Annotated in this window: 23 protein-coding genes; 10 read left to right on the top strand and 13 right to left on the bottom strand. The window is 73.2% G+C overall.

The features are described 5' to 3' along the window. Position 1: 1 nt before the first annotated feature. The 11 genes from AC5WRT_RS17305 to AC5WRT_RS17255 all read right to left on the bottom strand — a co-directional run bounded on the left by AC5WRT_RS17305 (position 2) and on the right by AC5WRT_RS17255 (position 11,505). Positions 2-700, bottom strand: coding sequence for a hypothetical protein (locus AC5WRT_RS17305; RefSeq protein WP_496094252.1), 699 nt, complete (start codon positions 698-700; stop codon positions 2-4). Further along, entirely contained in the window at positions 697-1,005 is a 309-nt protein-coding gene (locus AC5WRT_RS17300; protein WP_496094253.1) for a hypothetical protein, read from the bottom strand. Before AC5WRT_RS17300 ends, AC5WRT_RS17305 begins: the two co-directional genes overlap by 4 nt. Positions 1,006-1,008: 3 nt before the next feature. Continuing rightward, on the bottom strand, positions 1,009-1,806 hold the full coding sequence (locus tag AC5WRT_RS17295; RefSeq protein WP_496094254.1) for a hypothetical protein: 798 nt from the start codon (positions 1,804-1,806) through the stop codon (positions 1,009-1,011). Positions 1,807-1,851: 45 nt separating this feature from the next. Next, complete coding sequence (locus AC5WRT_RS17290; protein ID WP_496094255.1) at positions 1,852-3,024, bottom strand: AAA family ATPase; 1,173 nt, start codon at positions 3,022-3,024, stop codon at positions 1,852-1,854. Continuing rightward, positions 3,021-4,877 (bottom strand): ATP-binding protein, encoded by a 1,857-nt coding sequence (locus AC5WRT_RS17285; RefSeq protein ID WP_496094256.1) that lies wholly within the window; start codon positions 4,875-4,877, stop codon positions 3,021-3,023. Before AC5WRT_RS17285 ends, AC5WRT_RS17290 begins: the two co-directional genes overlap by 4 nt. Beyond that, positions 4,874-5,791: a hypothetical protein gene (locus AC5WRT_RS17280; RefSeq protein ID WP_496094257.1), complete on the bottom strand. Its 918-nt coding sequence runs from the start codon at positions 5,789-5,791 to the stop codon at positions 4,874-4,876. The genes AC5WRT_RS17285 and AC5WRT_RS17280 overlap by 4 nt, the downstream gene beginning before the upstream one ends. Then, the gene (locus tag AC5WRT_RS17275) at positions 5,739-6,938 is read right to left on the bottom strand and encodes a JAB N-terminal domain-containing protein (RefSeq protein ID WP_496094258.1); all 1,200 of its coding nucleotides are present in this window, start codon (positions 6,936-6,938) and stop codon (positions 5,739-5,741) included. Before AC5WRT_RS17275 ends, AC5WRT_RS17280 begins: the two co-directional genes overlap by 53 nt. Then, entirely contained in the window at positions 6,928-8,688 is a 1,761-nt protein-coding gene (locus tag AC5WRT_RS17270; protein WP_496094259.1) for a ubiquitin-conjugating enzyme family protein, read from the bottom strand. The genes AC5WRT_RS17275 and AC5WRT_RS17270 overlap by 11 nt, the downstream gene beginning before the upstream one ends. Further along, on the bottom strand, positions 8,685-9,803 hold the full coding sequence (locus tag AC5WRT_RS17265) for a HesA/MoeB/ThiF family protein (RefSeq protein WP_496094260.1): 1,119 nt from the start codon (positions 9,801-9,803) through the stop codon (positions 8,685-8,687). The genes AC5WRT_RS17270 and AC5WRT_RS17265 overlap by 4 nt, the downstream gene beginning before the upstream one ends. An 83-nt stretch (positions 9,804-9,886) precedes the next feature. Continuing rightward, positions 9,887-10,615 carry a hypothetical protein gene (locus AC5WRT_RS17260; protein ID WP_496094261.1) on the bottom strand — a complete coding sequence of 243 codons (729 nt, stop codon included), beginning with the start codon at positions 10,613-10,615 and terminating at the stop codon, positions 9,887-9,889. After that, on the bottom strand, positions 10,612-11,505 hold the full coding sequence (locus tag AC5WRT_RS17255; protein ID WP_496094262.1) for an effector-associated domain EAD1-containing protein: 894 nt from the start codon (positions 11,503-11,505) through the stop codon (positions 10,612-10,614). The genes AC5WRT_RS17260 and AC5WRT_RS17255 overlap by 4 nt, the downstream gene beginning before the upstream one ends. Positions 11,506-11,787: 282 nt before the next feature. Between AC5WRT_RS17255 and AC5WRT_RS17250 the strand changes: the two genes are divergently transcribed. The 9 genes from AC5WRT_RS17250 (at position 11,788) to AC5WRT_RS17210 (ending at position 22,474) form a co-directional block, all read left to right on the top strand. Continuing rightward, positions 11,788-14,055 carry a hypothetical protein gene (locus AC5WRT_RS17250; protein ID WP_496094263.1) on the top strand — a complete coding sequence of 756 codons (2,268 nt, stop codon included), beginning with the start codon at positions 11,788-11,790 and terminating at the stop codon, positions 14,053-14,055. Beyond that, positions 14,052-15,914, top strand: coding sequence for a hypothetical protein (locus AC5WRT_RS17245; protein WP_496094264.1), 1,863 nt, complete (start codon positions 14,052-14,054; stop codon positions 15,912-15,914). The genes AC5WRT_RS17250 and AC5WRT_RS17245 overlap by 4 nt, the downstream gene beginning before the upstream one ends. A gap of 12 nt (positions 15,915-15,926) precedes the next feature. Further along, positions 15,927-17,273 carry a hypothetical protein gene (locus AC5WRT_RS17240; protein WP_496094265.1) on the top strand — a complete coding sequence of 449 codons (1,347 nt, stop codon included), beginning with the start codon at positions 15,927-15,929 and terminating at the stop codon, positions 17,271-17,273. Further along, positions 17,270-17,926, top strand: a complete 657-nt coding sequence (locus tag AC5WRT_RS17235; protein WP_496094266.1) for a hypothetical protein — start codon at positions 17,270-17,272, stop codon at positions 17,924-17,926. Before AC5WRT_RS17240 ends, AC5WRT_RS17235 begins: the two co-directional genes overlap by 4 nt. 32 nt (positions 17,927-17,958) lie before the next feature. Continuing rightward, a complete protein-coding gene (locus AC5WRT_RS17230; protein WP_496094267.1) occupies positions 17,959-18,123 on the top strand; it encodes a hypothetical protein in 165 nt (54 codons plus the stop codon). Continuing rightward, positions 18,120-18,797 (top strand): hypothetical protein, encoded by a 678-nt coding sequence (locus tag AC5WRT_RS17225; protein WP_496094268.1) that lies wholly within the window; start codon positions 18,120-18,122, stop codon positions 18,795-18,797. The genes AC5WRT_RS17230 and AC5WRT_RS17225 overlap by 4 nt, the downstream gene beginning before the upstream one ends. 202 nt (positions 18,798-18,999) lie before the next feature. Then, a complete protein-coding gene (locus AC5WRT_RS17220) occupies positions 19,000-21,048 on the top strand; it encodes a phosphocholine-specific phospholipase C (protein ID WP_496094269.1) in 2,049 nt (682 codons plus the stop codon). Between the two features lie 66 nt (positions 21,049-21,114). After that, entirely contained in the window at positions 21,115-21,963 is an 849-nt protein-coding gene (locus tag AC5WRT_RS17215; RefSeq protein ID WP_496094270.1) for an LURP-one-related family protein, read from the top strand. Positions 21,964-22,138: 175 nt separating this feature from the next. Then, positions 22,139-22,474: a hypothetical protein gene (locus tag AC5WRT_RS17210; RefSeq protein WP_496094271.1), complete on the top strand. Its 336-nt coding sequence runs from the start codon at positions 22,139-22,141 to the stop codon at positions 22,472-22,474. Between the two features lie 76 nt (positions 22,475-22,550). On the opposite strand, the gene AC5WRT_RS17205 is transcribed toward AC5WRT_RS17210, so the two are convergent. After that, entirely contained in the window at positions 22,551-23,495 is a 945-nt protein-coding gene (locus AC5WRT_RS17205) for a DMT family protein (RefSeq protein ID WP_496094272.1), read from the bottom strand. Continuing rightward, positions 23,492-24,295, bottom strand: coding sequence for a phosphatase PAP2 family protein (locus AC5WRT_RS17200; RefSeq protein WP_496094273.1), 804 nt, complete (start codon positions 24,293-24,295; stop codon positions 23,492-23,494). The genes AC5WRT_RS17205 and AC5WRT_RS17200 overlap by 4 nt, the downstream gene beginning before the upstream one ends. Before the next feature lie 259 nt (positions 24,296-24,554). Between AC5WRT_RS17200 and AC5WRT_RS17195 the strand changes: the two genes are divergently transcribed. Continuing rightward, a complete protein-coding gene (locus AC5WRT_RS17195; protein WP_496094274.1) occupies positions 24,555-25,223 on the top strand; it encodes a TetR/AcrR family transcriptional regulator in 669 nt (222 codons plus the stop codon). Positions 25,224-25,283: the final 60 nt, after the last annotated feature.

Raw genomic sequence — 25,283 nt, 5'->3', positions numbered from 1 at the left:
CTCACCCCGAGGCGGTGGGCAGCCAGGCGGTGTCGCCGAGCCGGAGCGCTGCCCACTCCTGCCACCGGGCCAGCACCTCGGGCCGCCCCGCCGCCTGGTCCGGGCGCGCCCGGTAGGCGGCCTCGAACAGCCCGGCGGCCCGGTCGAACCGCTCGATCCGATCGGCCGCGGCCACCCCCCAGTCCAGCAGCCGCAGCCGCTCGGTGTGGGCGGACAGGGTGGGGATCAGCGCCTCGGCCTCCCTGAGCAGGCCGAGCAGGGGGCCGTCGTGGCGCAGCGGACCCTGCGGGGCGGGTTGCGCGAGCCTGCGGTGCAGGGCTACGGCGAGTTTCAGGCGCAGCAGCGGAGCCGGTCCGGTGGCCGGGGCGCGGGCGGCCGTCGCCAGCAGCGAGCCGGCCGCGGTCGGCCGGCCGGCCAGCAGCAGTTCCCAGCCCGCCTCCAGCGGCCTGCCCGCGTCCTGCCAGCAGCGGGCGGCCCGGTCGGGTCGGCCGAGCAGCCGGTAGCAGTCGGCGGCGCGATCCGGGTGGCCGGCCTTGCGGTAGGTCTCGGCCGCGTGTTCCAGGTCTCCCGCGCGGTGGTAGGCGTCCGCCGCGCTCCACCGCCGGCCCAACGCGTCGTAGCAGCGGGCCGCGTCCGCGTGGGCGCCTGCCTCGGCATACGCGCGGGCGGCGCGCAGCAACAGGTCGGCGCGGCGGCTCACTGCGTGCCCCGCTCTGCGTCCTCGGACTCCTGCTCCTCGTCCCGGTAGCCGTCCCCGACGCGTCTGACGGGTGACCAGAGCGAGGCATCCGCCCGGAACGCCGGCTCGACCGGTCGCACCTCCTCGACCTCGGGCCGGCACGCGGCGACCGCGCCGATCTCCGCGCTGATCCGGTCGTGCTCGGCGTCGTGCTCGGCCCCCGCCGCCCGCACACCGCCCGCCCGGCCGGCGTCGATGTCCTCGACCTGGAACAACTCCACCTCCCCGGAGGCGGCGTTGAAACGGAACCGCACCCTGACCCGCATGGCTCACGTCCCCATCTCGAACTCGATGTCGACGCAGCCGTCCGACTCGTCGACCTGCACGTTCCGTGCCCCGTGCTCGCGGGCGTACGCGACCAGCGCCTCCCGGTACGCGGTCGCCAGCACGGCGTTGACCGCCCGCAGCACGTCCTGTCCGAGCTGCTCGACACGGACCCGGTTGGCCGCGTCGAGTTCGTCCCGGACCCGGGCCCGCTCCGCCTCCAGACGGGTCGTGGCATCGGCCGCCGCCGCCTGCCGTACCCGCTCCTCGGCGTCCCGGCGGGCGGCGGCGGAGGCCTCCTGGGCGCGCCTGCGCACGCTGTCCAGGACCGCCCGCGCGTTGCGCTCCGCGTCGCTCTCGGCCCTCTGGCGGGCCTTCTCGCGGGCCTTCTGCTCGGTCCGGCCGAAGTGGCTGTCGTCGAAGTAGCTGCCTTCGCCCTCGCCGTGCGCCACGTCGGAGACGGTGCCGCCGAGGGTCTCGGCCGCGGTCCCCTCGACGTGAGCGGTGTCCGTCAGCCGGGCCCGCACGACGAGGTCGCCGGTGGCCGGACGGTAGGTCACCGAGCCGTCCCGCAGCTCCAGTTCCAGACTGCCGTCGGCAGCCTGCAGCCACTGCGGGTCGCGGGCGAGCGCGCGCTCGAAGATCGCGCGGGTACGGGCGCCGAGGGTGCCCCCGAAGGGATAGGAGATCTCCAGTTCGCTGACGACGGTGTCGCTCATCGCGACCCGCCGCTCCAATTCGACCTGCCAGGCCTCGGCGACCTCACGGGTCGCGGTGACCCTGACGCGGCGCGGATTGCACATGTCCTGTCGGCTCCCCTGTAGCGGGCTTGTCGTCCTGGCCCGCTCTCAACGGGGCAGGAGTTCGAGCGTGTCGGTGATGATGGTGCTCAGCTCGGCGCACGCGGCCTCGTCCCGCGGCCGCCGCCGCTCCAGCTGAAGCCGGAGCACGTTCAGCCCGCGCAGCGTCGCCTCGGTGGCGGCCGCGGTCGGTGCGGAGCCGAGCCGGTGAACCAGCTGCCTTGCCTCCGCGAGCAACTGCCAGGTCGGCCGATCCTGCACGCCGTCCTCCTCCGTGTCCACGACCCCGGCGCACCGACTCACCGTCTCCGCGACGACCGTCTCGTGCACCGGGTCCGACCAGAAATGGCGCAGCGGCCACAGGTCGCGGGGCTCGGCGCGCACGCGTTCGTCGCGCAGCGCTGCCGCAGCGACCAGCCGGGTGCCGCGCACGATCCTGCGGTCCGACAGCGTCACGCCCTGCCCGAGCAGCTCGCGGATCAGCGCCTGGTAGGCCGCGGCGGCCGGGCTCAGATCGACCCGGTCCACCTGACGGCCCAGCCGCCTCAGGGCCTCCTCGGTGAGCCACTGCTGGTCGGCGGCCGGATCGTCGGCGTGCGGGGCGAAGTGTCCCGCCAGCAGCTCCTCCAGACGGGTCCCGGCGACCGGAGCGACGTGCATCCGCAGCAGGAAGCGGTCCGCGAAAGCCAGCAGCGACGCGTCGCGGGGCAGCGCGTTCGCGGCGCCGATCAGGGTGATCAGGGGCAGCTCGACGGGGCCGGGACCGTCGTGGAACAGGCGCTCGTTCATCACCGTCAGCAGGGTGTTGAGGATCGGGCTGCCGGCCTGGAACACCTCGTCCAGGAATACGATCGACGCCTGCGGAAGCATGCCCTCGGTGCGGGTCTCGATCCGGCCCTCACGGAACGCGGCCACGTCCATCGGGCCGAACACCTCCGCGGGCTCGGTGAAACGGGTCAGCAGCCGGACGAACGGCCGTGTGCCAAGCCCGGCCGCGAACCGGGACACCAGGTCGGTCTTGCCGGTGCCGGGCGGCCCGAGCAGCAGGACGTGCTCCTGCGCCACGACGGCGATCTCCAGCAGGTCCAGGGCCTGTCGGCGACCCGTGAAGTGCGACTCGACGCTGCGTCCCAGGGCACGCAGCGTACGGATGGCCTTGAGGTCCTCGGCGCTCCAGCCGGGCGCCGCCCGGCCCGCCCCGCTCGTCGTGGGTGCCGTCACTGCTGCGCCTTGCGCTGTCGCCGCTCGTGCTGCAGGAGCCCCACCAGCCGGCCCATCTGCAGGGCGTCGGGCGAAACGCCGTGCAGATGTTCCTCGACCGAGGCGTCCCGCATGAGGGAACGCAGTTCGTCGCCGTTCCAGGCGGCGGTCGCGTCGCTGATCAGTTCCAACAGTTCGTCCTCCAGACGTACGCCGTACCGCCCGGCGTGGTGGCGCAGGATCTGTCGCCGGGCTGGTAGGTCGGGCAGGTCGATGTGGATGCTGCGGAAGCGGCTGGGGCGCAGCAGCGCGGGGTCGATGATGTCGATGCGGTTGGTCGTGCCGATGACCAGCATCTGCACGTCGGGGCGGAACCCGTCCATCTCGGTGAGGATCTGCGCCACGACGCTGTTGCCGACCCGCGCACCGCCGTCCTGGCGGGTGGTGCGCTCGGAGGCGATGGCGTCGAACTCGTCGAAGACGATGACCGAGGGGGCGCTGCGCCGGCCGTTGGCGAACACCTCGCGCACCGTCCGCTCGCTCTCGCCGACGTACATGTTCAGCACCTCGGGGCCGGAGATCACCTGGATGGTCGCCTCCATGACGTTGGCGATCGCCTTGGCGAAGAGCGTCTTTCCGGTGCCCGGCTCGCCGTGCAGGATGAAGCCGCGGGGCACCAGTTCGCCGCGCACCCCCTCCAGCGACTCCGGCAGCGCGCGGACCCCGGTGATGATGGACAGGGCCTGGGTGATCTCCTTCTTGACGTCCTCGTAGCCGCCGATGTCGTCGAGGGTGACGTCGGGCACGTCGAAGCTGGTGGACTGCCGCGCCTTGAAGGAGCGAAGGGTGGCGCGCAGGTCCTTGACGGTGGGGCGCCGGTCGTCCGGCGCCCGGTCCGTGTGCACCCGGTGGGCGTACCGCATGGCCTGGCGCAGCCGGACCGGGTTGAGGCCGGCCACGTGCTTGTGGAACTCCCGCGGCCTGAAGCCCTGGAAGCAGGCCGCCTCCTGGGCAGTCACCAGCGCGGTCCCCAGCGGGATGCGGGGCCGGCCGGGCTCGTGCCGGTCCGGCACCGTGGGCGGCACACCCGTGATGGAGACCCGGACGCTGAACCGCTCGGCGAGCACGTGCGGCAGCGGCAGCGAGGTGTCCGCGAACGCGAGCACCGGCCGGTCCGGGTACTCGTACAGCAGTTCCACGAGCTCCCTGGCCTCGGCGTGCCGGCCCAGGTCCTCCCCGCCGCACAGCAGGTCGAGGTGCGGCAGGACGACGACATCGCGGTCCTTCAGGCGCGCCAGGTGCTCGCGCAACTGCGACAGCCGGCGCTGCCGGGAGCCCTGGTCCGCGTCGTCCTCCAGGCCGCTCGCCAGGGCGGCCGCCGCGTCGGCCGCCGCCTGCTCGGGCGTGGTCCGGCCGACCGCGGCGGCGGCCATGTCCCGTGGCCCGTCCAGCAGCACCGGCTGCAGCAGGGCGAGCGTGGTCATCTGCGGCCAGAGGTGCCCGACGACGAGCTTCTCGGTGACGACCAGGACGGGCAGGTTGGCCCGGAGCAGGGACGCCACCTCCTCGATGTGCTCCCAGTACGCCAGATGCACTGCCTGACTGTCCGCCAGCTGTTCCGGATGTGCTGTCTCCTGGTGCCGGGGCGGTTCCCCGGCCGCGGGCTCGGCTGCCGCCGGGCACGCCACCACGGGCTCCACCGCGAACCGGTTCCACGGCAGGCCCAGCAGCGGCTCCGCCACCGGGTCGAGGAGCACGCAGGCACCTGAGGCGAGCACATCGCGCAGCGGCATCGTCGGTGGCGTCGCCAGCAGGTCGGCGCGTGCCTCGACGGAACGCACCAGCACCCGCAGCCGATGGGGGACTTCGCTCATCGGGCCGCCAATCCGCGCAGCCCGGCCCGGGCCCGCACACTCCGGTGCAGTCGGCACAGCCGAAGCGCGTCGTCGTAGTCCCGCAGCAGGGCCCGGGCACGCACCTCCGCGCCGTGCCGATGGGTCAGCACGGCCAGCGGACGCCACCAGTCGGCGAACGCCTCCGCCTCGTCCAGCTCCCGGCCCAACTCGGTGTTCCGTTCGCCGGGCCCGGGCGGCAGCGGGCCGGCGGCCGCGAGTACGGAGGCCGCGTGTGCGGTGCGGCGGCGCAGTACCGGCCGGTGGTGCAACAGCGCCGTCTCGTAGACGTCGTAGACCCACTGCCGGTCCTCGGGGGTGAACCTCCGGCGGCTGAACAGCCCGGCACGCCGCAGCGCGGCCCGCGGGCCGGCGGGGGGTTCGGCGAGGGCGGTGGTGACGGTGGTACGGCCCTCGGGGTGGGCGAGCAGCAGTTCCAGCGATTGTTCCTCCGCCGCCTCGGCGCCGGGCGCGGCGGCGGGGCTCAGCAGCAGACCGGTCAACGGCGAGTGTCGCAGCAGCTCCGCTCCGAGACGCTCGCCGGGCGCGAGCACCGGGCCGCCGGCCCACAGCGTCCGCCGGACCAGTCCGTGCCGGGCCAGCAGATCCCGTGCCGAGGCCGGCGGGGACACCGCATCCAGCGGGAGGCCGGCCGCCTCCGGGCAGTGGCGCAGGGCCACGGCGGTGGCCAGCAGCAGCGCGCCGAGCCCTGCCGGCCGGGGGTCGCCGAGCGGCGGGTCGGACAGCCGCAGCCGGGCGGCCGTGACGGACGCCAGCCGCTCCACCGCCGTGGCCGCGTCGCCGTCGTCGCACGGCGGCACGGAGTCCAGGGGCGGGGAGGTGTCAGAGGCGGCCCAGTGAAGGACGGGTAAGACGGTACGGCGCAGTGTCGTCATCTCGGCTCCACAGGGGGCACGCTTCCATCGAGGTCTCGGTCCGGCTGTAGCAGCGCACGACGCGCCGGCCGCCCGAGATGTTGATCAGGGCGGCGACCTGCCAGGGACGGCGGAAGGTGGCCCGGTGCAGTTCGACGTCGGTGGGGGACAGGCCCATGCCCCCGGCGGCCGAGAAGAGGTGGGTGTGGTACCAGCCGACCAGTTGGTCGTCGGGGTGGCGCTCCTCCATGACCCGGCTCATGGCGCGGAACGAGTCCCCGGTGAAGGTGAAGTGCATCTGCGAGGCCCCGGAGTGCTCGGCCGGCAGCACCTGTTCGACGATCACCACGTGGCCGTCGGCCCCGTCCGGCCTGCGGTACACCTTGCCCAGCAGGAAGCCGCCCTCCTCGATCTCGTCCGAGAGGGGCAGGTCGCGCTCCAGGAGCCGTTCGACATGCGGAGGCAGCAGCACGGTCACCGGGCGCACCTCCAGATCGCGGGGCAGCGCCGCGCCGTGCGTGTCGGCGGAGCCGATGCGTGGCACCTCCGGCTCCTCCGCGCGGCGCACCCCGAAGGAGAGCCGTGCGGAGCGGGTGACGTCGACATCCGTGGTGCCCGTCACGATCGGCGGCAGTCGGAAGGGGTCGCGGTCGGCGAGCCGGCGGGGGCGCCGGACGGCGGGGCCGAAGCCGGTGTCGCGGTCGAAGCCGGCGCGGCGGGCGTCGTCATGGCGTTGCGGCAACTCGCGCAGCAGGGCCGAGTCGACGCGGAACGACCAGCGCGGCTGCCCGGGGTCGAGGGTGCGGCCCACGGCGGCCAGCATCGGTCCGAGCAGCCCGGTCACCGTGTGCCGCCGCTTGTAGACCACCGCGTCCCCGACGTGCGCCAGGACCGTCACGTGGCCGAAGTCGGGGCGCAGGTTGATCACTTCGGGCGGTCCCTCGTACAGCTGGCGCCCCGCGAACTGGTGGAAGACCAGCACGAAACCGAAGCCGGGGTCCTCCGCGTACTCGCCCACCTCGCAGGCGAGGACCGCGTCCAGCAGGGGCACCAGGGGAAGCCGGCGGGTGACGTGCGTGGCGTCGCCCCGGTACAGCTCGACCTCGGGTTCGCTGTCCATCTCCAGGCCCACGCCCGGCCATCCGCGCGCACCGGCGTCAGGTGTCATCGCCGACCACGCGCGCCTTGCGGAGCCGCAGGACCTTCACCCGCGGGCTCGAATCGTCGCCGTCCGGGTTCTCCTGTGGCGGTGCCGCCGGAACGCCACCGATCGCCCTGATCATCGCCTCCCCCTTCTCCGAGGCGGCCCACCGCGCCGCGCGCGCGTTGAACCACCCCTCACCGCCCTCATTGTGGTGGCGGACCTCATAGGTCTGGTAGGCCGCGATGTCGACCAGCATCTGGCAGAGCCTGCCGAAGTCCATCGTCGGCCGGTACGCCCGCTGCAACGGTCCCAGACACACCAGTCCGTCGGGGGCGTCCTCCGGAAATCCGGTGGGTCGCTCGGGCCCCAGGATGTTCGGGTGGAACACCGGGGACCTCCAGACCGCGAAGGGCGCCGCATAGGGGAACTCCGGACCGAGCCAGATGGTCACGCTGTGCTCGTTCTGCGGCATCGGGGGCGAACCGGGGGGCGCGTCCGCGGGCGGGGGGCGGAAACCGGGCGCGTCGAAGGAGATGTCGTAGCGGGTGGGGAACTCGGGGTCGTCCATGCCGTCGATACGGAAGCTGTCCCTGTGCCGTTCGGCGTACTGCCGGATCTCCCGGCGCACCCGCAGGATCGCCCGGGTCCGCGCGTGCGGCGCGCCCGCACCCGCCGTGCTCTCGGGGAAGACGTGCAGGGTGTCGCCGTCGCGCACCCCTGAGTCGTACAGCGTCCGGGACAGGTCGGGCAGCCGCTGGAAGCTGCCGTCGGGCAGCACCCGGTCGACGACGGTACGGCGCCGCTGCCTCACCCGGTCGCGCAGCTCGTCCCCTCCGTAACCGAGGACGGCGGCGGCGATGTCGTGGCCGGTGGTGGTGGAGGGGACGTTGTCGAAGACGAGGGGCTGCTGGTCGGGGCCCTGGGCGTGCAGTTGCTGGAACAGGTACGGGCGGTGCCTGTGGACCTGCTGCTGGATCTCCAGGTCCCCCGGGGCGCCGACCTGGCGCAGCAGGTTCTCCAGTGCCCCGACCTCCTGGGCGGACAACGACTGGGACAGCAGCATCGCGACCTGGCCGACGGGAGCGCCGGCGCCGGAGCTGACGTAGAGCAGCTCCGCGGAGCGGTCGGTGCGTTGGACCGCTTGGATGAACTCCACGTGGTGACTGGCCGCGATGAACACCAGGACGTGGTGGTTGGCCGACGGCGAGGGCTCGTGCCGTCCCTCGTGCCCCGGTGCCGCGGGGCTCTCCTGAGGATGCTGCCGCCCGGAGTGCGGGGGTGGCGGAGCCGGCTGCCCGTTGCCGAAGGGAACGCCGTGGTCCACCGGGGGCGGAGGCGGTGCGACCTGGGTGCCCGGGTAGTACGGGGGGCTGGGCCAGGCGCCCGGGGCGGGAGCCGGCTGAGGGTACGCGGGCGGCGACACCGGGGGCACTGCGTAGGGCCCGTAGCCGTAGCCCGGGTGTGCCGGTCCCTGGGGAGGGATGCCGTGGGGTCTCGCGGCCGCTCGCTCGCCGAGTTCGGTGCGCAGGACGCGCTGCAGCACCTCGTTGCCCGGGAACTGCGGAGCGATGTGCCACAGCAGCCTGAACTCTCCGTCGGTCACGACGCCCGCCGAGAGCAACTGCCGCAGCTGGGCCCAGAACTGCTGCGGGCTGACGTTGAAGTTCAGCCGGTCCATGGGAAAGTGGATCGCCTGCAGGTTGATCTCGGCCTCGTGCAGGCTCAGCACGCGCGCCAGCGTCTGGTACAGCTCGTCCTTCAGCTCGTCTCTCATGGGTTCGCCCCGTCCCCGCCCAGTTCCAGATACCGCATTCCGCTTCCGTCGCGCCGCGTCACCACCAGCACCTCCCCGGGTGCCACCCCGACCTCCCGCAGGGTGGCCCCCACCGGTGCGTCGCGCAGCCGGAACGCCGCCGAAGGAGCGTCCGGGGGCGCACCGGCCGACCGGAAACCCGCCCAGCCGAGCGGCTCCTCGTCGTCCTCCGCGTGCCGGAGCAGTTCCCGTACCCGGGCCCCGGTGTCCAGGGGGAGCCGCCGTACGGTGCCGGGGTCGATGCGTTCGTGCAGCGGGCAGTTTCCGGCCGCGGTGTCCATCGAGCCCGCGGCGGCCACGGGCACGGTGGAGCCGTAGGTGTCGATCCGCAGCGGCCAGGGCTCCACCGGCAGTGCGAGCAGCAGCCGTACGGCGTGACCGGCCAGCCAGGAGCCGACCAGGAACGCCACCGGCGCGGTCGCGCCGACGGGCAGTCCCGCGTGGGTCGGCGCGGCGCACGACCAGGGGCTGTCCGCCACCGCCAGCTCGGCCGGCGGTGTCCCGCAGGCCCAGCAGCGACCGCCGGGCGGGAAGTAGGCGACCTGGCCACCCCAGTCGTGGGTGCCGCCGTCGAGCATGCCGACGCCGACCAGGTTGCAGCGGGCGGCCAGTTCGATGCGGGCGGCCCGGCTGTCGAGGCAACTGACGACCAGGGAGGCGGCCCGCAGCTCGGCCAGGCCCACACCGGACACGAGCGGGGCCGGGCGGGCCTCGGCCCGGATGCCGGGGGCCAGGCGGGCGAGCGCCGCCGCAGCGGTCCGTGCTTTGGAACGACCGATGTCGTCGGTGCCGAAGAGCGGGCAGCGGCTGAGGTTGCTGGGATCCACCACGTCCGGGTCGCACAGCAGCAGTCGGCCGACGCCGGCCAGGGCGAGGGACTGGCAGACGACGTTGCCGAGCGCTCCCACGCCCATCACGGCCACGGTCGCCGAGCCGAGCCGGTCCTGGTCCCAGCCGGGGACGAGGGCGTGGCGGGTGTAGCGGCCGGGGAGGTCCCGGGGGCCGCCGGCCGGACTCCCGTCGTCCGCCCGGAGGACGGGCTTCGCAGCCGTGGCGCAGCGGTCGGCGGATGCCACCGGCGCGTGCACCGGGGGTCCCCCCGACCCAGGGCCGGCGCAGGGAGTGGGACCACAGGGCCTTGCGGCGGAGGTGTCGGTCATCAGCCGCTGCCGCCTCCTACACACGGAACGGTGGAGTTGTGGGCCCGCCAGTTGTCGTAGCAGAGGTTGCCCCGCTCCGGGTCGCGGTGGATCGCACCGAGGCAGCCTGGCCTGTCGGGGGAGCATGTGCAGTGGATGACGAGATCGCCGGGGCGCAGCGTCATGTCGCAGGCCCAGCAGCGGAACCGGATGGGCGGCCCACCGCCGGGGTTCGCGTACACGGTGAGCAGTTCGTCGCCCGGAGCCAGCCGTCTGGGGCTCATGTCGCGCGAGGGCGGATTGGTCTCGTCCAGCCCGCGGTGGAAGTCGGCGGCCAGCCGAGCCGTGTGCGGGTCCGGGGCCCCGCCCTCGCCGCAGCCCAGCAGCCTGCGCCGGTGCCGCAGGGTGAACGAGCCGGTCGCGGCGTCCCGGCCCACCGTCACCTCCTCGCCGGGCCGGAAGGTGTGGTGGCACGCGCTGCAGATCTGCCCGGCCCGGCCCAGCTGGTCCAGCAGCCGTTCCGTCACCACCGTCGTCCCGGTCGCCGGCCCGCCGGCCTCCGTGGTCTCGTCGGCCTCGCTCAGGCCGCCCGCCAGGCCCAGTTCGAAGTCGGCAGCCACTGCGCTGCGCACGCGGTCGGCCTTGGCGGCGCGGGCGTCGAACTCCCTCTGGTGTGCCGCCCAGTCGAATCCGCTCAGGTCTCCGATCGCCCAGCCGCCCGGGTCCGGGTCGTCCGCGGATGCGCTCACGCGGTCTCCTTCCCGGCCCCGGCCCGCCGGTCGCCCGGCACGAGCCTCAGCCCCTGCGCGTCCCCGGCGGTGACCGTGACCTGCGCCTTGCCGAGCTCGAAGGCGGCCGGGACCTCGCTGCCCCGGCGCAGAGCCTCGTAGAAGCCCCGGCTGAAGGCGCGCGCGTCGCGGTCGCGCAACCGGGACGTGGCCCCGATCGACAGGTCCGCGCACTGTCCGAAGTCCTCCAGATCTCGCCCGAGGTGACAGCTCGTCAGTACCAGGCAGTGCACCCCGCCGACGGCTGCGAGCGCATCGGCCAGCCAGGGGGTCCGCACCGGTGCCATGCCCCCGCCGGGGCCCTCCATCAGCAGATGTCCGTTGGGCGAGCCGTGCCCGGCGAAGTGCAGGATGTCGGGCCGGGCCGTGTCCAGGGCCGACACCACGTCGGTGTTGCGGGCGGCGGCCCGCAGCGTCAGTTCGATCCGTCGGCTGCCGGGGACGGCGACCGCGTCCTGGACCGTGTCGAACTCCTCGCCCAGCGCCAGCGGTTGCTCGGTGCGCGGGCCCGACATCAGGAACAGCGCCCGGGCCGGGTCGGGCAGCCCGGCGCCGACGGCCGGGGCGGGCCCGCGGGGTGCGGCGAGGAACTCCGCCAGGCGGGGCGCGCCCGGGTACTCGGCGACGACGGCGTCGAGCAGTTCCTCCAGGGTGAAGGGGAACGCGCCGTGCTCCGCGAGCCGGCAGATCCGGAACCAGCGAACGACGGGCGACGCGTGGTAGTCGACCCGGGAGAGGGTGCCACCGAGGCCTTCCAGCAGCATGCCGGTTTCGTCGAGGCCCAGGTACAGATCCGCCAGGACCTGGACGATCCCCTCCCGTTGCAGCCGAGCAGCCGTGAGCTTCTCCACGTGGCCCCCCTCGGATCAGCGTGACGGCGCCGGACTCCACCCGCACTGTGGCGCGGGCCGGTCCGGCGGGAACAGCTTGGCACATCACCACATCCGATGTGACGGAACCCGCTTCATGGAACCGGCTTCCGGGAACCTGCGCAAAGCCCCGTTCCGGGTGGAGCGGAATGTGGTAAACCTCTGCCCCTGTGTGTATTGCGAGCGCGCCGGCTTGGGGGGAGGTCGCGGCTCTTGAGCGAGGAGTTCCGCGGAGAGAGGCCCGCTGGGCCACGGGGGCAGCGGGTGCCGTTCCGCATCACCCGGGAGACCGGGAAGAACGCCCATTTCATCTGTGACGGCTGGGACATGACGCGGTACCGCCGTGACCTGACTGGCCATCAGCTCATGGTCAAGTCGGGCCGTGCCGGCGCCGACACCACAGGTCTGCACCGGGAGTTCGACAACACGGCGGACGTGGTCCGGCTGCTCGGCCGCGACCACGTGCCCCGCCAGCTCGCCCATGTGCTCGCCCGGGACGACTCCGGTCCCACCGGCCCCCGGCTGCTGCTGGACTGGCGCGGACGCAGGATCGCCGACTGGACCTCGCCCGACCCGCTGCACAGCAAGCTGCACGGCGCGGTCCGTGACCTGTTCGCCGCTGTCTCGACGCTTCACCACTGCGGCCTGGTGCACGGCCGGCTCGACCTGGAGCACCTGTGGTGGGACGGCGACGGCCTGCAGCTCTCGGGCCTCGACACGGCCGTACGGCGCGGCGAGACGCTGCCCGCACGCCCGCGCACCGTCTGGGACCCGCCGGACTTCGGGCACGGCCGCGTCGCGGACGAGCAGGACGACGTGCACAGCGCCGCACTCCTCGCCTTCTGGATGGCCACCGGCGAGACCTTCCCGCAGGGCACCACACGCGGTCAGCTGCGGGACCTGGTGGACCCGCACGAAGCGTGGATCCGCGACCTGATGCTGCGGATCTTCTCGGACACCGGCCCGGCCCAGGACCCGCCCAGACTGCCCGCCGCGGCCGAGGTCAGAGAGTGGCTCGACCCCCAACCGCTGCGTGGTCAAAGGCTGCTGCTGCAGCGCCGGGACCAGGAACTCGAGCGGCAGTTACGGGACGCCCGCAAGGACTTCGCCCAACTCCGCGATCGCCAGCGGGTGTTGCGGGAACAGCGGCGCCGGCGCGAGCGGCAGGCCGAGGGAGAGCGGGCCGAACGTCCGCGGGCGGCTGCGGCGGCAGCCGCCCGCACCGCCGAGGACGCGGCCGGCCCGCCGTCCGCATCGCACCCGGCGCCGAGCCCCCGGACCCGGGGCATACGCGGCCTGTTGAACCTGCTCATCGGCCAGACGCACGAGCCGGTCGTCCCCCCGCCGCCGCGACCGCCCACAGCGCCCGCGAGCGGGCGACCGCGCCGACAGCCCCGACGCGTCGAGTGCCCGGTCTGCCTGAACGACCTCGACTGGGACAGCCTGCCCCGCGGCGAGTACGACAAGCTGCACCTGCCCGCCACGCGCCAGGACCCCGAGGAGGAGCGGCGGCGGCCGGCCGCGGAGGCGGGCGAACGCGCCCGGACGGCCCAGGAGGCCCGCTCTTTCCGCACCTGCCCCGGCAACGACCACATCACCCCGCATGCCATCCCCGAGCGCTACCCGTCCTACGGCACGCCGGTCCGCATCGGGCTCATCGGGGCCACCGCCACCGGCAAGTCCCATCTGCTCGCCGCGATGATCCACCAGGTGATGGACGCCGGGGTGGCCCACCAGTACGGCCTGGAGGTGCAGCCCCTGGATCTGCGCCAGTACAACGAGTACCGGGCCGCGACCGTCGACCGGCTGATGAAGGAGCGCCGGGAGCTGGCGGTCACCTCCGAGACGGCCTCGGTGGACTTCGCGGTCGGGCTCATCGTCACCGACCTGACCTCCGGCCGCCGTCACACGGTCGTCTTCTTCGACATCGCCGGCGAGCGGCTGCAGCGGTCCGGCCCCGAGGTCGACTTCCTCGGCGGCCTCAACGCCCTGCTGTGCGTGGTCGACCCCAGGGCCGTACCGGGACTGCGCCGGCTCGGCAGGCCCGGCTCCGGACAGGGCGAGGACCGGGCGGTGGCGGCCGTACGCACCCGGCTCAAGGCGCAGAAGAGCCCCACCGACGGGCACCTGCTGCCGCTGCCGTGCGCGCTGGTGGTCACCAAGTCGGACCTCCTGCGGCACCTGCGGCTGGCCGAGGCCGAGCCCTGGCTGCCCGGCGGAACCGAATCCGACGCCGATCTGACCGGCGTGGAGCGGGAGAGCGAGGACGTGTACGCGATGCTGTGGGCCCGCGGCGGCCGACGTGCCCTGGACCTGGTCCGCGAGTGTGAGGACGCCACCCTGCACCTCGCCTCCGCCACCGGCACCTACTCGGAGCCGGACGAGAACGACGAACCCCGCTTCGGCGACGGCTTCGGCCAGCACCGGGTGCTGGCCCCGCTGCTGTCCCTGCTGGTGATGAAGGGGGTGCTGACCGGGCCGGCCGCCCGGCTCGGCGGGCACCGGGACGACCCGGCGCTGGAGGGCACATGAGCCTGGCCCCCGGCGACCCGAGGAGCTATGCCGACCTCACCGTCTACCGCTGGTCGCAGCTGTCGCTGACCGGCGGCGACGGCGTGGGTCCGGTGGCCACGTCACTGGGCCGTGAGGACCTGGTCCGCTGGGACGCCCGGCTGACCCGGCTGGTCTGGGCCGCACAGGGCAGCATCCTGCCGGGCCACATGTATCTGACCTACGGCGACGAGGCGGCCGTCCTGCGCAAGCTCTCCGTGCGGGACGCCAACGGCCGCAGCGGATCGACCCTCACCTACGTGCTCACCGGGCCGGCCGACGACCTCGACCTCCGGCTGGCGCTGACTCTGTGCCGCAGTGCCTGGAACTGGTTGCCGCCGGGCGGAGCCGAGGGCACCCAGGAACGGCTGCCGCCGGTTCCGCTGGACCGACTGCGGCCCCACCTGGCGGACGAGGCGGCCGAGTTGGACCGCATGGCGGCCGAGGTGCCGGACTCGCTGCTGGCCCCGGTGGCCGCCGCCGTCCTGGACGGCCCCGCACGACCCCTCACGGTCGTCGGGTCTCCGGTCCCGGGGGAGGTGGTGATCCAGGCGCTCAGCGGCTGGCTGGGCCTGCTGACCGCGGGTGACTGGACGTTCGCGACCCGGGAGGAGAGCGACGCGGGCACGGGCCTGCCCCGGTTCGTGTTCCTGGAGCGCGAGCGTGACACACCGCACCTGGGAAGCGGACGGCAGGTGGTGCGGGCCGGCGCGACCGGCGAGGAGGCCGACCTCGCGACGGCCCGGGGGCTGCTGCGGCAGTACCGCCGACGCGGCTCCCGGGGCATCGACCGGCTGCGGCCCGAGCGGCCCCTGAGCACCGCGGAGGCGGTCCGGGCCTGGCGGGAGCGGACCTGCTCGCCGTCCGGGATGGTCGTGGACGTCGCCGGGATGCTGCAGGACGCCGCGCACGGTGTGCTCGAACCCGACGAGAAGGCGTTCCTGCGGGCCCGCTCGAGCGTCGCCCAGGTGGAGCTCCAGCTGCGCCGGACGAAGCCGGAGGAGCTCACGGCCCTGCTGCGGGAGTGGTCCGCACGCCGGCAGGACCTCGGTGACCTGACGGCCGTCCGGGACCTGCTGCACACCGAGGCGCTGCGCCGCGTTCTGCGTGCCGAGACCGACCCGGGCGCCCTCACGGCCGCGGAGACGGAGCCGGGCCTGGCACCCGCGTTGAAGGCCGCCCGGCCGGAGCCGGCCCTGGTCCGGGAGCGCCTCCACGCGGAGATCGAACTCGCCCGGCGCCGGGCGCTGCCCGTCGACGTGCTGAGCGTCCTGCTGGTGGCGCACGGCGCGGGACTGCCCACCGGCGACCTGGTGACCGCACAGCGCGGGCTGACCCGCTCCGACACGCCCGTGCACGTCCTGCTGGCACAGGTCGACCGCGTCGCCACGGCCCACGTGACGCTCGCCCGGGAGCTGCTGAAGCTCTGCGTCCACCAGCGTACGCGCCGAGACCGGCGGCCCCCGATCGCGCAGGTGCTCGCCGACCGCCGCTTCCTGGTCCGGGCCGTGGAGGCCATGGCGGAGGGGCAGCCGCACCTGGCCGTCCAGTACTTCAAGTGGCTTGTGCACTGCCTGACCTGTGGTGAGTCCGTCACGCGCAGGGACGTGCACGAGGTACTGCACATGGCCGGGTCCGGCCTGCCGGACCAGACGCTGGCCGCCCTGCTGAAGGCCCTCGGGGAGCTGGGCAACAGGTATGCCGTGCAGACGGTCACCGAGATCGCGAGCAACGAGTTCTTCCGGCGGAACCTGAGCCCACGCCTCCCACCCCAGTACCCCGCGGAACTCTCCGCACCCCCGCGCCGGGAGACCGACGAACCCGGCGCCCGCCCCAGGTGAGAAAGGCGCACGGTGACCGCCAAGAGCAGCAACACGCCCCGTCCGGGGCCGTCCCAGTCCCCCGACCGGCCGCAGGCCACCCCCGAACTCGGCCGCGCGGCGCAGGAACTGAGGCGACTGGCTCGCCAGTCCCCCAGCGGGACCGGGCGTGAGGTGCTGGGCCGGGTGGCCGCCGAGGCGGCCCAGGGCGGCCGGGCGCTGATCGGCCTCGACCTGCTCCGGGTCTATCCGCCGCACCTGCTGGTGCCGGACGCGCCGATGCCCCGGCAGCAGGCCCTGGGCTGGCTGGCGGTCGTACGGGACGTCCTGGTCTTCACACCGATCCTGCTGACCTGGCTCTCCCTCGGCTCGGCGCTGGCGAAGTACCACGACGGCGCCGACTTTCTGCGGCTGTGGGCGGACGACTACGGCAACGCGGCCGTGGTGGGGGTCGTGGGGCTGATCAGCCTGGTGATCGCCATCACCCTCGGACTTCACGCGCTGCGCCTGCAGGGAGGGCGGTCCGCCTCGCGCGCGGCGGTACGCAGGGCGGTGGGCGAACAACTGGCAGTGATCACGCTGGAGTTGTCGGTGTCCGCGTCACAGCAGGCGGCGGCCGTGCCCAGCGGGCAGCTCGTACGGGCGGCCACGGAGATCACCGGGGCCACCGACCGGCTCACCCGGATCCTCGGCGACGCCACGGAGCGGCTTGCCCAGATCTTCGACCCCGGTCCGGAAGCCGGTTTCACCAAGGCTCTGCGGGGTTGGACGGCGTCCGCCGACGCGCTCCAGAAAATGGGCGAGTCGCTGACGGTTCCGCACCAGCTCATCAAGGACTTCGCCGCGATGCGCGAGACGCTGCGCAAGGACGAGGAGGCCACCCGGCGCTCGCTGACGGAACTGCTCGGCGAGCTGAACGAGGCGACGGAGACCTCCCGGGTCTCCGACCAGGCGCATGTCCGGGTGGCCGAGGTGGTGCTGGAGGGGACCCGGCAGGTGCGGGAGGCCATGGAGCGGTTCGTCGGACGCACCCAGCTGCTCGACATGTACATGGAAGCGATGATGCGCACCCTGGACCGCCTCGACCAGAGCTGGGCCGACGCGCCCCCGACGAGCCCCGCCACGGGACCCGCCGAGTTCTACGACCCGATGCGCGACGACGGATTCGCGCGGCTGCTCGGCGACGACGACAACGGGCCCGAGCCGGCCGCCGACCGGGACCGTGCCGCGACCGGGGAACCGGGCCACGCCGCCGTCCGGCCTCCCGGCGACGGACCCGACATCAGGACGAACCCGTACGACGACGATCTCCGGCCGGCCGCCCAGGACGACGACGGCCCGGACACGGACGACTGGTACGACGACGGAGGACGCCGGTGAGCACCGGGCCCGGAACCGTGGAAACGGAGGCGTTCGAGGACGAGGAATGGCCCCCGGCCGACGGCTCCCACCACGCCGAACGCGCTCCGATAGCACCGCGCCACCTCGCCGGCTGGCTCTTCGCCGACCTCTTCCTGGTGCTGTTCGTGCTCGTGCTCGGCTTGCTGCCGGAGCACCCCGAGGGCGCGACACCGGCCGGCCCCGCCGGCGCTTCCCCGGCGAGCAGCGGCAAGCACGGCGGCGGCAGGAAGGAAACCGAGGTCGGGGGCATCGATCCCCACTACCACCAGGTCGCGATCCGGCTGTCCTCCGGTGCCACCGCGGAGGCGGGGCTGCGCAAGGGGCTCACCGCGGCCGACGCCGTCAAGGTCACGGACGCGGTGGCCCGGGAGGTGGCCAGGAGCGGCCGCGGTCGCAGGATCGGCATGCTGCTCACGTTCGGTGGCGCCCCCCAGTTCGAGGAGAACGCCCGTACCTTGGCCGGACAGACCAACGCTGCATTGATGGCGCGCAAGCCCCAGCTCTTCTGCGGCAGGAATGTCGGGACCCGCAAGTTCTGGGACGGGGACCCCTTTTCGGACCACCACCACAGCCGGCCCGACGACGCGGTACGCGTCGAGATCTACTACACCAACTCCTGTGACAAGCGATGACAGCCCCACAGCAAGCGGACGGGAGCACCCGCATGGACCCCGAAGAGAAGCCGGAAACCGGCAGCATCCGAATCACCGCCGACAACGAGGTCGAACGATTCGACGGTGCGGACTGGCAGCCGTACACACAGCTCCCCGACGACGGCGACGAGAGCCTCTTCCGGGGCGACGCGTCCGGAGAGCAGGAGCGGGCATGAGCGGATCCCCGCCTTCCGCAGAGCCGTCGGAGCCCGTCACCGCCGACCAGCCGCTCGTCCCCGCCGCCCGGGCCGCCGTCGCCGACATGCGGGCCACCGCCCGCTGGTCCATCGCGACCACCGGAGCCGTCGGCGGAGTGATCCTCGGGGGCTTTCCCCTGACGGCGGTCGGGAAGCTCCACGGCGGCGGCGACATCGCGCTCGCCGCATGCGGTCTGGTGCTGGGCATGGTCGGCGTGTGCTGGGCCGTGTGGTCCACGGGCGAGGTGCTGACGCCACGTTTCACCACACTCCGGTCGCTGGCGGAGCCCGGCCTCGGCACTCTGCGCGTGGAGATGGAGGCGGCCCCGACGGCCTTCTTCGGGCCGTTCGGCCCGGCGGCGGCCGACCTGGAGGAGGCCTGCCGCACCCACACCACGATGGTGGTCCGGCTCGCCGCGCTGCACGACCGGGAGACCGACGAGGCGCGCCGCGCCGGACTCGCCCGTGCCCTCGCGGACGCGCGCGTCAACGCGGCGCGGGCGACCGCACGCCGGCGGGCCCTGCTGGAGCTGATCCACGCCTGGCAGGTGCGTCGGGCGCTGCGTCGCGCCCGGATCCACACCCTGCTCGGAGCCATCGTCGTCGTGGCGGGAGCGATCATGTTCCTGGTGGCGACGGGCGGTGGCAAGTGAAGACCGGGACGGTTGCCGGGCGTTCCTGAAGCGGTGCCGTCCTCGGCCGCGGGCCGGCGCCGGCACCACACGGACCGCCGACTTTCACACAGGCGCCATCGCACCCTTCCCTGACGTTTGCTGCTCTTGGAACACTCGCTCCGCGCAGATTCCGTCAGTCGAACGGCATCACGTACGTCAGGACGAGAGGACCCTCAGACCCATGCCCGAAGTCAACCGGCGCCGCTTCCTCCAACTCGCGGGAGCCACCACGGCGTTCACCGCGCTGTCCAACAGCATCCAGCGCGCCGCCGCGCTGCCCGCGCACCACCGCACCGGGACGGTCCAGGACGTCGAGCACATCGTCGTCCTCATGCAGGAGAATCGATCCTTCGACCACTACTTCGGCACGCTCCGAGGCGTCCGCGGCTTCGGCGACCCCCGGTCCGTCTCGCAGAACGGCAGGTCCGTCTGGAACCAGTCCGACGGCACCAAGGACATCCTGCCCTTCCACCCCGACGCCGACGACCTGGGTCTGGCCTTCATCCAGGACCTGCCGCACGGCTGGCAGGACACGCACGCCGCCTTCAACGGGGGCACGTACGACAAGTGGGTGCCGGCCAAGGGCACCACCACCATGGCGTACCTGACCCGCAAGGACATACCGTTCCACTACGCGCTCGCCGACGCCTTCACCATCTGTGACGCCTACCACTGCTCGTTCATGGGCTCCACCGACCCGAACCGCTACTACATGTGGACCGGGTACGTCGGCAACGACGGCCAGGGCGGCGGCCCGGTCCTCGGCAACGACGAGAAGGGCTACGGCTGGACGACGTACCCCGAGCGCCTGGAGAAGGCCGGGGTCTCCTGGAAGATCTACCAGGACGTCGGCGACGGTCTGGACGCAGCGGGCGGCTGGGGCTGGATCGAGGACGCCTACCGCGGCAACTACGGCGACAACTCCCTGCTGTACTTCGACCGGTACCGTGACGCCGAGCCGGGCGACCCGCTGTACGACAAGGCCCGCACCGGCACCGACGCCCGCAGGGGCGAGGGCTTCTTCGACCGGTTGAAGGCCGACGTGAAGGCCGGCAAGCTGCCGCAGGTCTCCTGGATCGTCGCCCCCGAGGCCTTCACCGAGCACCCCAACTGGCCCGCCAACTACGGCGCCTGGTACGTCTCCCAGGTCCTGGACGCGCTCACCTCCGACCCCGAGGTGTGGGGGAGGACCGCACTGCTCATCACCTACGACGAGAACGACGGCTTCTTCGACCACGTCATACCGCCGTTCCCGCCGGCCTCGGACGCCCGGGGCAGGTCGACGGTGGACGCCTCGCTCGACCTGTACAAGGGCGACGCGAGTCATGACGCCGGCCCCTACGGGCTCGGCCAGCGCGTGCCGATGCTGGTCGTATCCCCATGGAGCAAGGGTGGTTACGTCTGCTCGGAGACCTTCGACCACACCTCGATCATCCGGTTCATCGAGCGCCGCTTCGGTGTCCACGAGCCGAACATCTCGCCCTGGCGCCGTGCCGTCGTCGGCGACCTGACCAGCGCCTTCGACTTCTCGCGCACGGACACCGAGCCGGTCGCGCTGCCGTCCACGGCCGGCTACGAACCGCCGGACCGCAACCGCCACCCCGACTACGTGCCCAAGCCGCCCGCCCACCCCGCCCTGCCCAGGCAGGAGCGCGGCAGCCGGCCCACCCGTCCGCTCAAGTACGCCCCGGTGGTGGACGGTTCCGCGGACCCCTCGGCCGGCACCCTCACGCTCACGTTCGCCTCGGGGGCGCACAAGGGCGCGGCCTTCCTGGTGACCTCGGGCAACCGCTCCGACGGCCCCTGGACCTACACCACCGCGGCCGGCGTGTCGCTGTCCGACACCTGGAGGTCGGCCTACTCCGGCGGCGTGCACGACCTCGCCGTGCACGGCCCGAACGGCTTCCTGCGCCTGTTCAAGGGCAAGGGAGAGGCGGCGGGCCCGGAGGTGACGGCCCGGCCGGCGGGCGACCACCTGGAACTCACCTTCACCAACAAGGGGACCGGCACCGTGAAGCTGAAGGTCGTCAGCGGGTACGGCGGCCACTCGGTCACCGTGAGCGTCCGGCCCGGCGCGACCGTCCGGCACGCCGTGGACCTCACCGCGACCAGGCGCTGGTACGACGTGACGGTCACCTGCGAGGCCGACCCGGACTTCCTGCGCGGCTTCGCCGGCCATGTCGACAACGGCCGCCCCGGCGTCAGCGACCCGGCCATCGCCGCGGAGTGAACGGGCGATGAGGACCGCTCCGTGCGGACTGGTCAGGTACCGGTCATATCGAGGTAGTGTGCCCCGGTGACCACGCAATCGAACACTCCGGCAGGCTGGTACCCGGATCCGCACGGAGCGCCGCAGACGCTCCGCTACTGGGACGGCGCGCAGTGGACCCAGCACACCAACCCGGCGCAGCAGGCCGCCGGTCAGGTGCCGCAGCAGGAGCCCGCGCCCCAGCAGTACGGCGCCCCGCAGGCGCAGACCGCCGACCCCAAGGTGCAGCGCCAGGTGCAGCAGCAGGCCGGGGTCGCGGCCGGCGGACCCGGCGGCGGCACGCTCTTCACCGAGCCCGTCCTGGTCGTGAACCAGAAGGCCAAGCTGATCGAGCTGACCAACGAGTACAAGGTCATGGACCAGAACGGCCGGGAGATCGGCTCGGTCACCGAGGTCGGGCAGGGCGCGCTGAAGAAGACCCTGCGCTTCGTCTCCAGCCTCGACCAGTTCATGACCCACAAGCTGGAGATCCGTGACGCCTACGGTCGGCCGCAGCTGCTGCTGACCCGGCCCGCGAAGTTCTTCAAGTCCCGGGTGATCGTGTCCCGTCCGGACGGCTCGCAGGTCGGCGAGATCGTCCAGCAGAACATGATCGGGAAGATCAACTTCGCGATGAACGCCAACGGTCGGCAGGTCGGCGCGATCAAGGCGGAGAACTGGCGGGCGTGGAACTTCGCGATCGTCGACCACGCGGACAACGAGGTCGCCCGGATCACCAAGACCTGGGAGGGCCTCGCCAAGACGCTCTTCACGACCGCGGACAACTACGTCCTGCAGATCCACTACCAGCTGCCCGAGCCCCTGCTGAGTCTCGTGGTCGCGACGGCCCTGACCGTCGACACCGCCCTCAAGCAGGACTCGCGGGGCTGGAACTGAGCGGGCCCCGACGGGGGAGAACGCAACACACGGAGTCGGCGACGGCGGCCGGCGCGCGCACGGGTGGCGGGCACCGGCCGCCGTCGCCGTGCGCGGGGCCCGTCGTCCTCGAGGGCGCCTCTGAAGAACCTCAAATCCCTTGCCGCTCAAGGGTCCGGCGGCCAGCATGATCTCCATGGCGATTTTCCCGGGACTGAACAGGAAACACGACGTCGTGCCGGTCGTCCGGGACGCGGACGTGGTCGCCGCCGCGCTGCGGGCGGTGCTGGCCGAGGCATCGCCCGGGGAGCGCCCGGGCCTGGAACGTGCCGTGACACTCGTCGAGTCGACCGCGGCCGCCACCGAGGGGCAGGTGCGCGCCCGCTGGACCCGGTCCCGGCTGGCCGCTGTGGGCTTCGACGGGGACATCGCCTCGGTCGCGGCGGTGAAGGCACTGCGCCGGGCCGAGCCGGGGCTGAGCCTGCTGGCGGCCGTGCAGCTGCAGAAGGAAGCACTGGCCCACCCGGAGTGATCCGGTGACCGCGGCTCAGGTGCAGGCGCGGGACCGGGTTCGCCGGTCGCTCCGGCGCGTTCGGGAGCCCCGGGCGTCAGAGCACCGTGAGATGTCCGGGCTGTTCCGGTTGCCGCGGTACCAGGGCCGGTTCGGCCGCCGCCGTGTCCGGTTGCAGGGCCAGCACCCGGGCGACGGGGTGATCCTCCTCGGGTCGCACCGGCTCCGGCGCGACCCGGGTGAGCAGTACCACGCCCCAGGACGCCAGACCCGCACCGGCGAGGGCCAGCAGGACGCCGGCCGCGCCGCCCCGGAGGCCCTGGCCGAGCAGGGTGAGGCCGATGACCGCGGCGGCCACCGGGTTGGCGAGGGTGACCAGGGCCAGCGGGGCGCCGAGTCCGCCGCGGTAGGCGGTCTGCGACAGCAGCAGGCCGCCGACGGCGAACGCGGCGACGAGCACGGCGCCCACGATCACCTCGGTGCTCAGCAGCGGGCCCGTGGGCTCGGTGGCCGCCACGGTCACCGTCTGGGTGAGCGCCGAGGCGACACCGGAGGCGACCCCGGACGCCGTCGCGTGGCGGAGCCCGGGCCGGGCGCCGGGCCAGGAGAGCATGCCGATCGCGGCCGCCGTCGTACCGGCGACGGCCAGCGCCTCGGTGAGCGACAGCACCCGCGCGGGTGCCGGACCGGAGGCGGTGACGAGCAGCGCGGCGAGCCCGGTCAGAGTCAGCGCCGTACCGCGCCACTCCGACGTGCTGACCCGGCGCCCGGCCGCCCGCGCGCCGAGCGGTACGGCCGCCACCAGGGTGAGTGCGCCCAGCGGCTGGACCAGGGTGAGCGGACCGTACCTGAGGGCGACGACGTGCAGCAGCGCGGCACCCGCGTTCAGGCCGACCGCCGACCACCAGGCGCCCGTGCCGAGCAGCTGCAGCAGACCGGCGCCGGTGGTGCGGGAGGCCAGGCGTTCCTGGGCGACGGCGGCGAGCGCGTAGGCGACGGCGGAGACGAGGGACAGGGCGACGGCGATCACGGCGGCGCTCATCGGCCCGCTCCCGCCAGGACGGCCTCGCGCCGCGCGGGCCGGGCAGTACCGCTTCCGGTCGTGGTGTCCGTCCGGTGCGGTGGGCGGATCACCACGAGGACGACGCCCAGCATGGCGGCGGCGGCGATCGCGTCGAGCCAGTAGTGGTTCGCGGTGCCCACGATCACCAGCAGGGTGATCAGCGGGTGCAGCAGCCACAGCCAGCGCCGGCGGGTCCGCGTGGCCACGATCAGGCCGATCGCCACCATCAGCGCCCAGCCGAAGTGCAGCGACGGCATCGCCGCGAACTGGTTGGACAGGTGGTCGCTGGAGGGCGGGCCGTACACGTCGGGGCCGTAGATCCGCGCGGTGTCCTCCAGGCCGGTGCCGGCCAGCATCCGCGGCGGGGCCAGGGGGAACGTGAAAGGCAGCGCCAGAGCGACCGTGGTGAGGACCGCGAGGACCCGGCGCGCCCACACGTACTGCGCGGGGCGCCTGAGGTACAGCCAGACGAGGAAGGCCAGCGTCGCCGGGAAGTGGACGGTGGCGTAGTAGGTGTTGGCGAGATGCACGAGGGTGCTGCCGTGCAGCAGTACGGACTGCATCGCGTTCTCGTGCGGGAGGTGCAGTGTCCGCTCCAGGTGCCACACGCGGTGGGCGTTGTGCAGGGCCTCCGAGGTGTGCCCCGTGGCCAGTTGCCGGCCGAGCTTGTAGACGAGGAAGAGCCCCGCGACCAGTAGAAGCTCACGTATGAGTGCCGGGCGCTCGGTCGCGTCCGGCGGCTCCGGTGCTGCCTCTGCAGGCTCGGTTCGGGCAGTCATCCCCCGGCCCCTTCGCTGACGGTGTGCTGTGGTGGTGCGGACGGACCCCGCGGTGGACGGGGCTCATCGATACGCCAATGTACCGATACGCCCATGTACCGATACGGAAGTGTACCGATACGACTGAGTACCGGTACACTGGCGTATCGATTGATGTGCGACACACTGGAACCACAGGGTCGGAAGCCCGGCTCGAGCCCGGCTCGAACGAAGCTTCAGCGGGCCGGAGTTGCCGGACACGAGTGAGAGGAAGCAGCGCATGACGTCGCAGGCCGCGGACGGACCGGAGACGGTCGTCGCCTCGCGCCGCTCCAAGATCACGCCGGAGCGTGAGCGGGAGTTCTTCGACGCCGTGCTGGACCAGATCCGCGAGTGCGGTTACGAGTCCGTCACCATGGAGGGCGTCGCCGCCAGCACCCGGTGCAGCAAGTCCACGCTGTACCGGCAGTGGAAGACCAAGCCCCAGTTCGTCGCCGCCGCACTGCGCGCCAGCCGCCGGGTGCGGTTCGCCGGCATCGACACCGGATCGGTCGCCGAGGACCTGCGCCGGGCCGCTCGGGCCGCGGGGGACTGGTCCGGCAAGGACACCAGGCTGCTGCAGGCGCTGGGACCCGCCGTGACCGCCGACCACGAACTGGCCCAGGCGTTGCGCGAGGCGCTGGTGACCCCCGAGATCGCGGCGCTGCAGGAGATCCTCGCGCGAGGCGTCGACCGGGGCGAGATCAGGCCCGGTCATCCGGCGCTGGAGTTCGTCCCGGCCATGATGTTCGGCGTACTGCGCGTGCGGCCGGTGCTCTGCGGCGAGTACGCCGACTCCGACTATCTGAGCCGGTTCGTGGAGGCCGTCGTGCTGCCCGCGCTGGGACTGGCCGAGAGGCCGCCGCGGGACCAGGACCGACCCGAGCCCAGGCCGCCGTTCACGGGATGACGGAACGGTGACCTGTCCGCGCCGCACCGTGGGGACGGGGGCGGCGCGCACCCCCGGCCG

The organism is Streptomyces sp. NTD91 (assembly GCF_059510455.1).
This window is presented reverse-complemented; position numbering and strand designations above follow the sequence as displayed.

Excerpts from the sequence above, each read along its gene's own strand:
- AC5WRT_RS17195 (WP_496094274.1), top strand. The coding sequence starts at position 24,555 with ATGACGTCGCAGGCCGCGGACGGACCGGAGACGGTCGTCGCCTCGCGC.
- AC5WRT_RS17200 (WP_496094273.1), bottom strand. The coding sequence starts at position 24,295 with ATGACTGCCCGAACCGAGCCTGCAGAGGCAGCACCGGAGCCGCCGGAC.
- AC5WRT_RS17275 (WP_496094258.1), bottom strand. The coding sequence starts at position 6,938 with ATGACACCTGACGCCGGTGCGCGCGGATGGCCGGGCGTGGGCCTGGAG.
- AC5WRT_RS17285 (WP_496094256.1), bottom strand. The coding sequence starts at position 4,877 with ATGAGCGAAGTCCCCCATCGGCTGCGGGTGCTGGTGCGTTCCGTCGAG.
- AC5WRT_RS17205 (WP_496094272.1), bottom strand. The coding sequence starts at position 23,495 with ATGAGCGCCGCCGTGATCGCCGTCGCCCTGTCCCTCGTCTCCGCCGTC.
- AC5WRT_RS17225 (WP_496094268.1), top strand. The coding sequence starts at position 18,120 with ATGAGCGGATCCCCGCCTTCCGCAGAGCCGTCGGAGCCCGTCACCGCC.
- AC5WRT_RS17270 (WP_496094259.1), bottom strand. The coding sequence starts at position 8,688 with ATGAGAGACGAGCTGAAGGACGAGCTGTACCAGACGCTGGCGCGCGTG.
- AC5WRT_RS17300 (WP_496094253.1), bottom strand. The coding sequence starts at position 1,005 with ATGCGGGTCAGGGTGCGGTTCCGTTTCAACGCCGCCTCCGGGGAGGTG.
- AC5WRT_RS17245 (WP_496094264.1), top strand. The coding sequence starts at position 14,052 with ATGAGCCTGGCCCCCGGCGACCCGAGGAGCTATGCCGACCTCACCGTC.
- AC5WRT_RS17220 (WP_496094269.1), top strand. The coding sequence starts at position 19,000 with ATGCCCGAAGTCAACCGGCGCCGCTTCCTCCAACTCGCGGGAGCCACC.
- AC5WRT_RS17230 (WP_496094267.1), top strand. The coding sequence starts at position 17,959 with ATGGACCCCGAAGAGAAGCCGGAAACCGGCAGCATCCGAATCACCGCC.
- AC5WRT_RS17210 (WP_496094271.1), top strand. The coding sequence starts at position 22,139 with ATGGCGATTTTCCCGGGACTGAACAGGAAACACGACGTCGTGCCGGTC.
- AC5WRT_RS17295 (WP_496094254.1), bottom strand. The coding sequence starts at position 1,806 with ATGTGCAATCCGCGCCGCGTCAGGGTCACCGCGACCCGTGAGGTCGCC.
- AC5WRT_RS17280 (WP_496094257.1), bottom strand. The coding sequence starts at position 5,791 with ATGACGACACTGCGCCGTACCGTCTTACCCGTCCTTCACTGGGCCGCC.